The organism is Pantoea sp. Cy-639 (genome assembly GCF_011752525.1).
GTDB lineage: Bacteria > Pseudomonadota > Gammaproteobacteria > Pseudomonadales > Pseudomonadaceae > Aquipseudomonas.
This window is the reverse complement of the sequence record NZ_VWXI01000003.1, coordinates 97,678-110,743: the sequence shown is the minus strand read 5'-3', so window position 1 is coordinate 110,743 and position 13,066 is coordinate 97,678. Positions and strand designations below refer to the sequence as shown.

The 13,066-nt window shown below is 66.0% G+C and carries 10 protein-coding genes; 8 read left to right on the top strand and 2 right to left on the bottom strand.

What is annotated here, in order from left to right; all coding sequences use genetic code 11:
• Nucleotides 1–2 precede the first annotated feature (2 nt).
• Both gatA and gatC read right to left on the bottom strand, forming a co-directional pair.
• Nucleotides 3–1,454, bottom strand: coding sequence for an Asp-tRNA(Asn)/Glu-tRNA(Gln) amidotransferase subunit GatA (gene gatA, locus F3J43_RS04920; protein WP_166883701.1), 1,452 nt, complete (start codon nt 1,452–1,454; stop codon nt 3–5).
• A gap of 15 nt (nt 1,455–1,469) precedes the next feature.
• Entirely contained in the window at nt 1,470–1,757 is a 288-nt protein-coding gene (gatC, locus tag F3J43_RS04915) for an Asp-tRNA(Asn)/Glu-tRNA(Gln) amidotransferase subunit GatC (protein WP_166883700.1), read from the bottom strand.
• 205 nt (nt 1,758–1,962) lie between these two features.
• Here gatC and mreB point away from each other — a divergent pair, with 205 nt between their 5' ends.
• From mreB to tldD, 8 genes are all read left to right on the top strand, one after another.
• Nucleotides 1,963–3,000, top strand: a complete 1,038-nt coding sequence (mreB, locus tag F3J43_RS04910) for a rod shape-determining protein MreB (RefSeq protein WP_003255163.1) — start codon at nt 1,963–1,965, stop codon at nt 2,998–3,000.
• 146 nt (nt 3,001–3,146) lie between these two features.
• A complete protein-coding gene (gene mreC / locus F3J43_RS04905; RefSeq protein WP_353618204.1) occupies nt 3,147–4,211 on the top strand; it encodes a rod shape-determining protein MreC in 1,065 nt (354 codons plus the stop codon).
• Nucleotides 4,212–4,700 carry a rod shape-determining protein MreD gene (gene mreD, locus F3J43_RS04900; RefSeq protein ID WP_166883699.1) on the top strand — a complete coding sequence of 163 codons (489 nt, stop codon included), beginning with the start codon at nt 4,212–4,214 and terminating at the stop codon, nt 4,698–4,700.
• Between the two features lie 33 nt (nt 4,701–4,733).
• The gene (locus tag F3J43_RS04895; RefSeq protein ID WP_166883698.1) at nt 4,734–5,333 is read left to right on the top strand and encodes a Maf family protein; all 600 of its coding nucleotides are present in this window, start codon (nt 4,734–4,736) and stop codon (nt 5,331–5,333) included.
• Between the two features lie 54 nt (nt 5,334–5,387).
• On the top strand, nt 5,388–6,845 hold the full coding sequence (gene rng / locus F3J43_RS04890) for a ribonuclease G (RefSeq protein ID WP_166883697.1): 1,458 nt from the start codon (nt 5,388–5,390) through the stop codon (nt 6,843–6,845).
• Nucleotides 6,846–6,933: 88 nt separating this feature from the next.
• Complete coding sequence (locus F3J43_RS04885) at nt 6,934–10,743, top strand: YhdP family protein (protein WP_205297642.1); 3,810 nt, start codon at nt 6,934–6,936, stop codon at nt 10,741–10,743.
• 13 nt (nt 10,744–10,756) lie between these two features.
• A complete protein-coding gene (locus F3J43_RS04880) occupies nt 10,757–11,608 on the top strand; it encodes a carbon-nitrogen hydrolase family protein (protein ID WP_166883695.1) in 852 nt (283 codons plus the stop codon).
• Nucleotides 11,609–11,610: 2 nt separating this feature from the next.
• The gene (gene tldD, locus F3J43_RS04875) at nt 11,611–13,050 is read left to right on the top strand and encodes a metalloprotease TldD (RefSeq protein ID WP_166883694.1); all 1,440 of its coding nucleotides are present in this window, start codon (nt 11,611–11,613) and stop codon (nt 13,048–13,050) included.
• Nucleotides 13,051–13,066: the final 16 nt, after the last annotated feature.

The window sequence follows — 13,066 nt, the reverse complement described above, 5'->3', positions numbered from 1 at the left end:
CCTCAGAAGCCGTTGGGGGCGCGGGTGTGCCAGTCGGTGACTTGCTGGTACCGGTGCGCGACGTTGAGCAGGCGGCCTTCCTGGAAGTACGGGGCCAGCAGTTGCACGCCCACCGGCAGGCCATCGACGAAGCCGGCCGGCATCGACAGGCCGGGCAGGCCCGCCAGGTTGGCGGTGATGGTGTAGACGTCCTCGAGGTAGGCGGCGACCGGGTCGGCGCTCTTGGCCCCGAGCTTCCAGGCCGGGTTCGGCGTGGTTGGGCCGAGGATCACGTCGACATCGTTGAACGCGGCCATGAAGTCGTTCTTGATCAGGCGGCGGATCTGCTGCGCCTTGACGTAGTAGGCGTCGTAGTAGCCGGCCGACAGGGCGTAGGTGCCGACCATGATGCGCCGCTGCACTTCAACGCCGAAACCTTCGCCGCGGGAGCGCTTGTACAGGTCGGTGAGGTCCTTGGGCTCCGCGCAGCGGTGGCCGAAGCGCACGCCGTCGAAACGCGACAGGTTCGAGGAGGCTTCGGCCGGGGCGATCACGTAGTACGCCGGGATGGCGTGCTGCATGTTCGGCAGGCTGATTTCCTTGACCACCGCGCCGAGCTTTTCCAGCTCCTTGACGCTGGCCTGGACCAGGTCGGCGATGCGCGGGTCGAGGCCGGCGCCGAAGTATTCCTTCGGCAGGCCGATGCGCAGGCCCTGCAGCGAGCCATTGAGGCTGGCGCTGAAGTCCGGTACCGGCTCGTCGACCGAGGTCGAGTCCTTGGCGTCGAAGCCGGCCATGCCTTGCAGCAGCAGGGCGCAGTCTTCGGCGGTACGGGCCATCGGGCCGCCCTGGTCGAGGCTCGAGGCGTAGGCGATCATGCCCCAGCGCGAGACGCGGCCGTAGGTCGGCTTGAGGCCGGTGAGGTTGGTCAGCGCGGCCGGCTGGCGGATCGAGCCGCCGGTGTCGGTGCCGGTGGCGGCCGGCAGCAGGCGTGCGGCGACGGCGGCGGCGGAACCGCCGGACGAGCCGCCAGGCACGTGCTCGAGGTTCCATGGGTTCTTCACCGCGCCGTAGTGGCTGGACTCGTTGGCCGAGCCCATGGCGAACTCATCCATGTTGGTCTTGCCCAGGGTGACCATGCCGGCTTCGGCCAGCTTGGCGACCACGGTGGCGTCGTACGGCGCGGTGAAGTTGTCGAGCATCTTCGAGCCGCAGCTGGTGCGTACGCCGTTGGTGCAGAACAGGTCCTTGTGGGCGATCGGCGCGCCGAGCAGCGCGCCGGTTTCGCCAGCGGCGCGACGGGCGTCGGCGGCGCGGGCCTGGTCCAGGGCCTGGGCCTCGGTGACGGTGATGAAGCTGTTGATCTGCGGGTCGAGCTGCTTGATGCGCGACAGCAGGGCGCCGGTCAGTTCTTCCGAGGAGAACGACTTGTCGGCCAGGCCACGGGCGATCTCGGCCAGGGTGAATTGATGCATGGCAGGCGCTTTCCCTTAATCGATGACTTTCGGAACCAGGTACAGACCGTTCTCGGTCGAGGGGGCGACGGCCTGGTAGCGGTCGCGCTGGTTGCTTTCGGTGACCTGGTCGGGGCGCAGGCGCTGGGTGGTTTCCAGCGGGTGCGCGAGTGGCTCGATGCCTTGGGTGTCGACGGCCTGCATCTGGTCGACCAGCCCGAGAATACTGTTCAAGGCATCGGTGATGCGTGGCAGTTCGCCTTCATTCAGGCCCAGGCGGGCCAGATGGGCGATCTTTTCCACGTCGGAGCGTTGCAGCGCCATGGGGATCTCCAGGAGAAACGAAACAGCGCAATGACTGCGCAATTGAGGAACATGTCGGGATTCTGGCGGTCAAAGGGCCGCGATCATCGGCTGGCATGCTCGGAAAAACAGCCAATTTAACATATTGGCTCCTTGCCCAAAATCCCTGCCATTGTTAGAGTTTGCCGCACTTTTTTACCCACGCTTTCCCCAGGGTCACTTTCCCATGTTCAAGAAACTGCGTGGCATGTTCTCCAGCGATCTGTCCATCGACCTGGGTACTGCCAACACCCTTATTTACGTGCGTGAGCGCGGTATCGTCCTGAATGAGCCCTCGGTTGTTGCCATCCGTACCCACGGCAACCAGAAAAGCGTCGTCGCAGTCGGTACCGAGGCCAAGCGCATGCTGGGCCGTACGCCTGGCAACATCGCCGCCATTCGTCCGATGAAGGACGGCGTGATCGCCGACTTCAGCGTTTGCGAAAAAATGTTGCAGTACTTCATCAACAAGGTGCACGAAAACAGCTTCCTGCAGCCCAGCCCGCGCGTGCTGATCTGCGTGCCGTGCAAATCGACCCAGGTCGAGCGCCGTGCCATCCGTGAATCGGCCCTCGGCGCCGGTGCCCGCGAAGTGTTCCTGATCGAAGAGCCGATGGCTGCAGCCATCGGTGCCGGCCTGCCGGTCGAAGAGGCGCGTGGCTCGATGGTCGTCGATATCGGTGGCGGTACCACCGAGATCGCCCTGATCTCGCTCAACGGCGTGGTCTACGCCGAATCCGTCCGCGTTGGCGGCGACCGCTTCGACGAAGCCATCGTCACCTACGTGCGCCGCAACTACGGCAGCCTGATCGGTGAATCCACCGCCGAGCGCATCAAGCAGGAAATCGGTACCGCCTATCCGGGCGGCGAAGTGCGCGAAGTCGACGTCCGTGGCCGCAACCTGGCCGAGGGCGTGCCACGTGCCTTCACCCTGAACTCCAACGAGGTCCTCGAGGCCCTGCAGGAGTCGCTGGCAACCATCGTCCAGGCGGTCAAGAGCGCCCTGGAACAGTCGCCGCCGGAGCTGGCCTCGGATATCGCCGAGCGTGGCCTGGTACTGACCGGTGGTGGCGCCCTGCTGCGCGACCTGGACAAGCTGCTGGCCCAGGAAACCGGCCTGCCGGTGATCGTCGCCGAAGACCCGCTGACCTGCGTCGCCCGTGGCGGTGGTCGTGCACTGGAGATGATGGACAAGCACGCCATGGACCTGCTCTCCAGCGAGTGATCGCTGCAGCAGCAGAGAGCACCCTGGTTTACAGGTAGCACGCACAGTGCTACCTGTATGCGCTGTGCTGGCGCCCCTCTTGGGGCGCCGATTCCGTCAATCCGCAAGCAGGCCGGTGCGTTGCCCCATGTCCTATGACCTCCTGAATCGTCGTCCACGAGGAGCGGCCCATTAAACCGCTTTTCTCCAAGGGCCCCTCGCTGGGCGTGCGCCTGCTCGTGCTGGTGGTGCTGTCCGTTGCCTTGATGGTGGTCGACTCGCGTTTCGACCTGCTCAAGCCGGTGCGCAGCCAGATGGGCCTGGTGCTGATGGAATCCTACTGGATCACCGATCTGCCCCAGCGCATGTGGCAGGGTGTGGCCGGCCAGTTCGGCAGTCGTACCGAGCTGATCGCCGAGAACGAGAAACTCAAGACCGAAGCCCTGCTGCTGCAGGGGCGCCTGCAGAAGCTGGCGGCCCTGACCGAGCAGAACGTGCGCCTGCGCGAGTTGCTCAACTCTTCGGCGCTGGTCAACGAGAAGGTCGAGGTCGCCGAGCTGATCGGTGTCGACCCCAACCCGTTCACCCACCGCATCCTGATCAACAAGGGCGAGCGCGACGGTGTGTTCCTAGGCCAGCCGGTGCTCGATGCCCGCGGCCTGATGGGCCAGGTGGTCGAGCTGATGCCGTACACCTCGCGGGTGCTGTTGCTCACCGACACCACCCACAGCATTCCGGTGCAGGTCAACCGCAACGGCCTGCGCGCCATTGCCAGCGGCACCGGTAACCCGGAACGCCTGGAGCTGCGTCATGTGGCCGACACCGCCGATATCAAGGAAGGCGACCTGCTGGTCAGTTCCGGCATGGGCCAGCGTTTCCCGGCGGGATACCCGGTGGCCACGGTCAACGAAGTGATCCACGATTCCGGCCAGCCTTTCGCCATCGTGCGTGCGATTCCTACCGCCGCGCTCAATCGCAGCCGCTACATGCTGCTGGTATTCAGCGACCGGCGCACGCCGGAGGAACGTGCCACCGAAGCGGCGATTGCCCAGGAAGAAGCTGACCGCCAGGGGGCGGCGAAGCCGGGCCAGCCTGCGGCCAATCCTCCCGCGGCCCCCGCCGCAGTTGACAACGGTCAGCCTGCGCCTGGCGCTACACCGGCTGCCGCACCCTCGGTGCCCGCCGCCCCGGCCCACCCGGCGGCAGCGCCTGCTCAACCCCGGAGACAATGAATGGCCAGCACCCGTAGCAGAAACGGCTGGGCCATCTGGGTGACCTTTGCCATCGGCTTGTTGCTCAGCGTTTCGCCCATGCCACAGTTCATGGAAGTGTTCCGGCCCATGTGGCTGGCGCTGTTGCTGGCCTTCTGGACGCTCGCCGTGCCCAGCAAGGTCGGCATGACCACCGCGTTCCTGCTGGGACTGGCCGAGGACGTGCTGTACGGCACGCTGCTGGGGCAGAACGCGCTGATTCTCACCCTGATCACCTTCCTGGTGCTGTCGTTGCAGCAGCGTCTGCGCATGTTCCCGATGTGGCAGCAGAGCCTGGTGATCCTGGTGGTGTTCGGCATTGCCCAACTGATCCAGCTGTGGCTCAGTGCCCTGACCGGCAATCGCCTGCCGACCCTGGCGCTGGTCTGGTCGGCGGTGATCAGCGCGCTGCTCTGGCCGTGGGTCAGCTTCGCCCTGCGCGGCCTGCGCCGTCGCTTGCATATTCACTGACGCGCACCGCCAACGACAGGGAGATGTCCGTAGATGATCCAGCTGTACCTTGCCTCCGGCTCACCGCGTCGACGTGAGCTGCTGACCCAGATCGGCGTGCCGTTCACCGTCGTCAGCGCCCCGGTCGATGAAAGCCCGCTGCCTGGCGAGGCGCCGGCCGCCTATGTCGAGCGCCTGGCGCAGGCCAAGGCCGTGGCAGGTTTCACCCGGATCGACGGCTCTGGTGTGGTGCTGGGGGCCGACACCACCGTGGTGCTCGACGGCCAGATCCTTGGCAAGCCGGAGAACCGCGAGCAGGCGCTGGCCATGCTCGGCGACCTGTCCAAGCGCGAGCACCAGGTGCTCACCGCCGTGGCGCTGACCGATGGCCAGCGCAGCCTGAGCTGCTGCGTCAGCACCACCGTGCGTTTTCGCACCATCTCCTTCGAGGAAGCGCTGCGCTACTGGGCCAGCGGCGAGCCCGCCGACAAGGCTGGCGGCTATGCCATCCAGGGGCTGGGCGCGGTGTTCGTCAGCGCCATCGAGGGCAGCTACTCGGCCGTGGTCGGCCTGCCCCTGAGCGAAACCGCCGAGCTGCTCGAGCAATTCGCGATTCCTTGTTGGCAACTGCACGAGGATTCCGCACAGCGCTAGCCAGCCACACCGCAGCAATCCATCATTACCCCAGACCACTGACGAGAACGCGCCATGAGTGAAGAGATCCTGATCAACATCACCCCGATGGAGTCGCGTGTGGCAGTGGTGGAGAACGGTGTCCTGCAGGAGGTGCACGTCGAGCGCACCCAGCGCCGCGGCATCGTCGGCAACATCTACAAGGGCAAGGTGGTGCGGGTGTTGCCAGGCATGCAGGCGGCGTTCGTCGACATCGGCCTGGAGCGCGCGGCGTTCATCCATGCCTCGGAGATTTCCCAGCGCGAGGGTTCGGCGGTGGAGACCATCACCGCGCTGGTCCACGAGGGCCAGGCGCTGGTGGTGCAGGTCACCAAGGACCCGATCGGTACCAAGGGCGCACGCCTGACCACCCAGCTGTCGATCCCGTCGCGCTACCTGGTGTACATGCCGCGCAGCAGCCATGTCGGCATTTCCCTGAAGATCGAGGAAGAAGCCGAGCGCGAGCGTCTCAAGCAGGTCGTCACCGACTGCATGGCCCAGGAAGACATGAAGGACGCCGGTGGCTTCATCCTGCGCACCGCCGCCGAAGGCGCCCGGGCCGAGGACATTCTCCAGGACATCCGCTACCTGCGCCGCCTGTGGGAGCAGATCGGCTCGCAGATCCAGACCTGCGGCGCGCCGACCGTCATCTACGAGGACCTTGGGCTGGCCCTGCGCACCCTGCGCGACCTGGTCAACCCGAAGATCGAGAAGATCCGTATCGACTCCCGGGAAACCTTCCAGAAGACCACGCAGTTCGTCGCCGAGCTGATGCCGGAGATCGCCGACCGTCTGGAGCACTATCCTGGCGAGCGGCCGATCTTCGACCTGTATGGCGTCGAGGACGAGATCCAGCGCGCGCTGGAGCGCAAGGTGCCGCTCAAGTCCGGAGGCTACCTGGTGGTCGACCCGGCCGAGGCGATGACCACCATCGATGTCAACACCGGGGCCTTCGTCGGTCATCGCAACCTCGAAGAGACCATCTTCAAGACCAACCTCGAGGCGGCCACCGCCATCGCCCGGCAGCTGCGCCTGCGCAACATCGGCGGGATCATCATCATCGACTTCATCGACATGGAGGACGAGGAGCACCAGCGCCAGGTCCTGCGAACCTTGGAGAAGCAGCTCGAACGTGATCACGCCAAGACCAACATCATCGGCATTACCGAGCTTGGCCTGGTGCAGATGACCCGCAAGCGTACGCGGGAAAGCCTCGAGCAGGTGTTGTGCGAACCCTGCGCCGCCTGCCAGGGGCGGGGCAAGCTGAAAACCCCCGAGACCATTTGTTACGAAATTTTCCGTGAAATCCTCCGGGAGGCGCGTGCCTACCAGGCGGAGGGTTACCGGGTGCTCGCCAACCAGAAGGTGGTCGACCGCCTGCTCGACGAGGAGTCGGGCAACGTCGCCGAACTGGAGGCGTTCATCGGCAGAACGATCCGCTTTCAAGTGGAGTCCATGTATTCCCAGGAACAATACGATGTGGTGCTGCTCTGACCGGTTCTGATATCACCTGCCGCGACGGCGGGCTGGCAAAGCCAGGTTCCCCGACCATAGTTAAGGAACGACTTGGAGGGCCATGGCCATGGAACGTCTGACCCGCGTTCTGAGCGCCGTGACCCGCTGGGGGCTTGGCATCTGTGCCTTGCTGGCGGTGCTCGTGGCGCTGTACGTCAGCCTCGGCCGCGAACTGGTGCCGCTGGTGGCCGAGTACCGTGCCGATATCGAGCTCAAGGCCGAACAGGCGTTGGGCCTGCCTGTGCGCATCGGTGCGTTGGAAGGCCGCTGGAGCGGCCTGGCGCCGGTAGTGCAGGTGCGCGACCTGCAGCTTGGTGAAGGCAACGCGGCGCTGCGTCTCGACGAAATCAAGGTAGTGCCTGACCTGTGGGCCAGTCTCAAGGCGCGCGAGGTGCGCCTGGCACGTCTGCAACTGGCAGGCCTGCAACTGATCCTGCGCGAGGACGAGCAGGGGGGCTGGGCGCTCGAGGGGCTGCCGCACAATGACGACACGCCATTCGATGCACAGCAACTGCTCGACCGCCTGGGGCAACTGGGCCGTGTCGATGTGTTCGACAGCCAGGTCACCCTGCGGCCCTGGCAGCGTGATCCGCTGACCCTGACCTATGTCAGCCTCGGCCTGCATGCCGACAGCGGGCGCCAGTTGCTCGATATGCGCGCCACCTTGCCGGACGGCCAGCCGCTGGCCTTGAGCGCACGCACCCGGGGCAGCCTTGACGCCTGGCGCGAAGGTCGCATGGAGGCCTACCTGAGCCTGCCGCAGAGCGACTGGTCGCGTTGGCTGCCACCGCGGCTGCTGGGGCAGTGGCAGGCCAAGGCGCTGCTTGCCGGTGGCGAGTTCTGGATCGATTGGAACAAGGGGCAGTTGCAACGGGCAGTGGTGCGTCTCAACGCGCCGCAACTGCGCGGCGCCTACACGGGGCGCAAGCCGGTAACCCTGGACAACCTGGCGTTGTCGGCCTGGTTCCAACGTAGCGGCCAGGGTTTCGATGTCGTGGTCGACTCCCTCGCCGCCAGTATCGGCAAGAGCCGTTGGGAATCGCACCTGCAGTTGGCTCAGCGCCCGGGTGCCACGCCGAGCGAGGAATCCTGGCAGGTCCAGGCCGACCGGCTGGACCTGACCCCGCTGACCCCGCTGATCAAGGCGCTGGCACCACTGCCGGAGGGCGTGATGACGGCGGTCGACGCGCTCAAGGTCAGCGGCGCCTTGCGCAACGTGCGCATGGAGTTCCGGCCCAAGGCCGAGGGTGACCAGCGCCTGCAGTTTGCCGCCAACCTGGAGAACGTCGGTTTCGATGCCTATCACTATGCGCCGGCGGCCGGCAACGTCAACGGCGCCATCAGCGGTGACCTGGGGCATGGGGAACTGCGCCTGGATACTGATGCGTTCATGCTGCATCTGTACCCGATCTTCGGCAAACCCTGGCATTACCAGAAGGCCAATGCGCGCCTGACCTGGACCCTGGACAAGCAAGCCTTCACCCTTGTTGCCCCTTACATCAAGGTGTTGGGCGAGGAAGGCAAGATCGCCGCCGACTTCCTGATCCGCATCCACCTGGAACCGGGACACGAGGACTACATGGACCTGCGGGTCGGGCTCACCGAGGGCGATGGTCGCTTCACGGCCAAGTACCTGCCCGAGGTGCTCAGCCCAGCCATCGACGAGTGGTTGCGCAGCGCCATCGTCAAGGGCAGCGTCGACGAGGGCTATTTCCAGTACCAAGGCTCGCTGCACCACGATGCGCCAGCCCATGCCCGTGACATCAGCCTGTTCTTCAAGGTGCATGACGCCGCCCTGGACTTCCAGCCGGGCTGGCCTCAGGTGCAGCAGGTCGACGGCGATGTCTATATCGAGGACACCGGGGTACGCATCAAGGCCCGTCGCGGCCTGTTGCTCGGCACCAAGGTCAGCGACGTCAGCGTCAGCATTCCCCATGTCGAGGGCGACCAGCATAGTCACCTCTACCTGGATGGCGATTTCGACGGCAGCCTGGTCGATGGCCTGAAGATTCTCAAGGAAGCGCCGATCGGCACCGGCGAGATCTTCGCCGGTTGGGGAGGCGAGGGACCGCTCAAGGGCAATGTCAAGCTCGACGTTCCCCTGGCCCACGGCCAGCGCCCGAAAGTGCTGGTGGATTTCAGCACCCAGGACGCCACGCTCAAGATTGCCTCGCCCAGCCTGGAGCTGAGCCGCCTGAAAGGCAATTTCACCTTTGATTTCGACAAGGGCCTGAGCGGCAGGAACATCGCCCTGCAGGCGTTCGGCAAGCCTGTTGCAGCGCAGATCGTCGCCGAGGGGCAGGGGGGGCAGATCCAGAGTCGTATCAATGCCAGCGGGCAGATCGGGCTGAAGACGCTCACCGACTGGCTACAGTTCCAGCAAGCGCTGCCCGCCCGTGGCGACCTGCCTTATCAGTTGCAGGTCAACCTGGGCTCCCGTGACAACCGCCTGAGCGTCAATTCCTCGCTCAAGGGCCTGGCCATCGACCTGCCGCCGCCATTCGGCAAGGCGGCCCAGGACAGTCGCAACAGCCGTTTCAGCATGACCTTGCAGGGGCCGGAGCGTCGTATCGATGCGAGCTACGCCGACCTGGCCCGCTTCGCTTACGCCGCGCCAGCCGACAACCTGGCCCAGGGGCGTGGCGAACTGGTGCTGGGCGGCGGGGATGCCAGTCTGCCCGCAGGCCAGGGGCTGCGTGTGCGTGGGCGCCTGGATGCGCTCGACCTGGCACCCTGGCAGCAGCAACTGGAGCGCTACGCGGGTCAGGACGCTGGTGGCAGCGCCCGGCAGAGCTTGCAGAGCGTCGACCTGAGCATCGGCCAGCTCAAGGCCTTCGGTATCGACCTCAACCAGGCCGTGGTGCGCCTGGCCCGGGGTGGTCCGGCCTGGGACCTGCGCCTGGACAGCAGGGAAGTGATCGGCAACGCACGGTTGCCCGATGCCAAGGGCGTGCCGATCAACGTGCGCCTGCAGACCTTGCGCCTGCCAGCGGCGGACCCGGACCCGGCCAAGGCCGAGAACGCTCCCGATCCGCTGGCCGGCTTCGATCCGCGCAAGGTGCCGACGCTGGATCTGGCGATCGACAAGCTGTACCGCGGCAATGACCTGTTCGGCAGCGCCGCGCTCAAGCTGCGCCAGACGTCGCGCGGTGTCGCCATCAATGACATCGGCCTCGACCTCATGGGCCTGCGCATCAACGGTAGCGGCGGCTGGGACGGCGATGCGGTGGGCAGCGCCAGCTGGTTCAAGGGCCGCGTGGAAGGCAAGAACCTCGCCGATGTCCTCAAGGCCTGGGGCTTTGCGCCGACAGTCACCAGCCGCAACTTCCACATGGATGTCGACGGCCGTTGGGCCGGCTCTCCGGCCGGGGTCAGCCTCAACCGTTTCTCCGGCAGCCTCGATGCCTCGCTGCGTACCGGCCAGTTCGTCGAAGTCGAGGGCAGTGCCCAAGCCCTGCGGGTGTTCGGCCTGCTCAACTTCAACTCGATCGGCCGCCGCCTGCGCCTGGACTTCTCCGACCTGTTCAGCAAGGGCCTGGCCTACGACCGGGTCAAAGGCCTGCTGGTGGCCAGCAATGGTGTCTATGTGACCCGCGAGCCGATCACCGTGACCGGGCCGTCGAGCAACTTCGACCTCGATGGCACCCTGGACTTCGTTCGCGACCGGGTCGATGCCAACCTGCAGGTGTCGCTGCCGGTGACCAACAACCTGCCACTGGCGGCGCTGATCGTCGGTGCCCCGGCGGTGGGCGGGGCGTTGTTCCTGGTCGACCGTCTGATCGGCGATCGGGTATCGCGTTTCGCCAGCGTGCACTATCGCGTCGAAGGTCCGGTCAAAGAACCTAGAATCACCTTTGTGAAACCTTTCGACAAATGATCCCGGGGTGGCCATGAAGTCAGCGGTAATCCAGATGGTCAGCCAGGACGATGTCCTGGCCAATCTGCAACGTGCCGGTGCGCTGCTGGAACAGGCCGCCGCCGGTGGCGCCCGCCTGGCGGTACTGCCGGAGAACTTCGCTGCCATGGGCCGGCGTGACGCCGCGGCGATCGGCCGGGCCGAGGCGTTGGGCGAAGGCCCAGTCCTGCCCTGGTTGAAACGCGTGGCCCGCGACCTCAGGTTATGGATTGTCGCCGGTACCTTGCCGTTGCCGCCGGTCGGCCAGCCTGAGGCCAAGGCCCATGCCTGCTCATTGCTGATCGACGAGCACGGCGAGATCGCCGCGCGTTACGACAAGCTGCACCTGTTCGACGTGGATGTGGCCGACAATCGCGGACGTTACCGTGAGTCGGACGACTATGCCCACGGCAGTCAGGTGGTCGTGGCCGATACGCCGGTCGGCCGCCTGGGGCTGTCGGTGTGCTATGACCTGCGCTTCCCCGAGCTTTACAGCGCCTTGCGCGCCGCCGGGGCCGAGCTGATCAGCGCACCGGCGGCGTTCACTGCGGTGACGGGGGCTGCGCACTGGGAGGTGCTGATCCGCGCCCGGGCCATCGAGACCCAGTGCTACGTGCTGGCGGCGGCCCAGGGCGGCTTGCACCCCGGCCCGCGGGAAACCCATGGCCAGGCTGCGATCGTCGACCCCTGGGGGCGAATCGTCGCGCAACAGGCGCGGGGGGAGGCGGTCTTGATCGCCCCCCGCGATCCTGAAGAACAGGCGTCCATCCGGGCGCGCATGCCGGTGCTCAGCCATCGGCGCTTTTTCTCGCAGGACGCCTTGCGGCCTGCGCACACCTCGGAGTGACTATGAGCCAGATGTTAACCACCGTCAGCGAGCAGCTCCTGGCCCCGGGTGGGCTGGGGCTGGAAAGCCTGCAGGCTGTGCTGGGCGAGCTGGCAGGGCCCGGCATTGACGCCGCGGACCTGTACTTCCAGGGCCAGATCTCGGAAACCTGGGCGCTCGAGGACGGTATCGTCAAAGAGGGCAGCTTCAACCTCGACCAGGGCGTGGGCGTGCGTGCCCAGTCCGGTGAGAAGACCGGCTTCGCCTATAGCAACGCCATCAACCTCGAGGCGCTCACGTCGGCGGCGCGGGCCGCGCGTTCGATTTCGCGTGCCGGCCAGGAAGGCAAGGTTCAGGCCTTCCGTAGCCAGGACGTGACCGCGCTGTACGGCCAGGACAACCCGCTGGATGTGCTCAGCCGCGCCGAGAAGGTCGAGCTGCTCAAGCGCGTCGATGCCGCCACCCGCGCGCTGGACCCGCGCATCCAGCAGGTCAGCGTGAGCATGGCCGGTGTCTGGGAGCGCATCCTGGTGGCCGCCAGCGATGGTAGCCTGGCGGCCGACGTGCGCCCGCTGGTGCGTTTCAACGTCAGCGTGATCGTCGAGCACAATGGCCGCCGCGAGCGCGGCGGACAGGGCGGCGGCGGGCGCACCGACTACCGCTATTTCACCGAGGAGCGGGTCATGGGCTATGCCCGTGAAGCGTTGCGCCAGGCGTTGGTCAACCTCGAGGCGATTCCCGCACCGGCCGGTACCTTGCCCGTGGTGCTGGGACCGGGTTGGTCCGGCGTGCTGCTGCACGAGGCGGTCGGCCACGGCCTGGAAGGCGACTTCAATCGCAAGGGCAGCTCGGCCTACAGCGGCAAGATCGGCCAGCAGGTGGCGTCGAAGCTTTGCACCATCGTCGACGACGGCACCCTGGAGGGGCGTCGTGGCTCGCTGAGCGTCGATGACGAAGGCACCCCGACCGAGTGCACCACGCTGATCGAGAACGGCATCCTCAAGGGGTACATGCAGGACAAGCTCAATGCTCGCCTGATGGGCATGGCGGTGACCGGCAACGGCCGTCGCGAATCCTACGCCCACCTGCCCATGCCGCGCATGACCAACACTTACATGCGCGCTGGCGACAGCGACCCGCAGGAAATCATCGCTTCGGTGAAGAAAGGCATCTATTGCGCCAACCTTGGCGGTGGTCAGGTGGACATCACCAGTGGCAAGTTCGTGTTCTCCACCAGTGAGGCCTACCTGATCGAGGACGGCAAGATCACCGCCCCGGTCAAGGGCGCGACCCTGATCGGCAACGGCCCGGAGGCGATGAGCCGGGTGTCGATGGTCGGTAACGACCTGGCGCTGGACAGCGGCGTGGGCACCTGTGGCAAGGATGGACAGTCGGTGCCGGTGGGAGTGGGTCAGCCGACCCTGAAGCTGGATGCGATCACTGTCGGTGGTACCGGCGCGTGATCGGTGATCGCGGGGC

Bases quoted from the DNA above. Each gene is read 5' to 3' on its own strand.
- tldD (WP_166883694.1), top strand. From the start codon at position 11,611: ATGAGCCAGATGTTAACCACCGTCAGCGAGCAGCTCCTGGCCCCGGGT.
- rng (WP_166883697.1), top strand. From the start codon at position 5,388: ATGAGTGAAGAGATCCTGATCAACATCACCCCGATGGAGTCGCGTGTG.
- gatA (WP_166883701.1), bottom strand. From the start codon at position 1,454: ATGCATCAATTCACCCTGGCCGAGATCGCCCGTGGCCTGGCCGACAAG.
- mreB (WP_003255163.1), top strand. From the start codon at position 1,963: ATGTTCAAGAAACTGCGTGGCATGTTCTCCAGCGATCTGTCCATCGAC.
- F3J43_RS04880 (WP_166883695.1), top strand. From the start codon at position 10,757: ATGAAGTCAGCGGTAATCCAGATGGTCAGCCAGGACGATGTCCTGGCC.
- F3J43_RS04885 (WP_205297642.1), top strand. From the start codon at position 6,934: ATGGAACGTCTGACCCGCGTTCTGAGCGCCGTGACCCGCTGGGGGCTT.
- F3J43_RS04895 (WP_166883698.1), top strand. From the start codon at position 4,734: ATGATCCAGCTGTACCTTGCCTCCGGCTCACCGCGTCGACGTGAGCTG.
- mreD (WP_166883699.1), top strand. From the start codon at position 4,212: ATGGCCAGCACCCGTAGCAGAAACGGCTGGGCCATCTGGGTGACCTTT.
- gatC (WP_166883700.1), bottom strand. From the start codon at position 1,757: ATGGCGCTGCAACGCTCCGACGTGGAAAAGATCGCCCATCTGGCCCGC.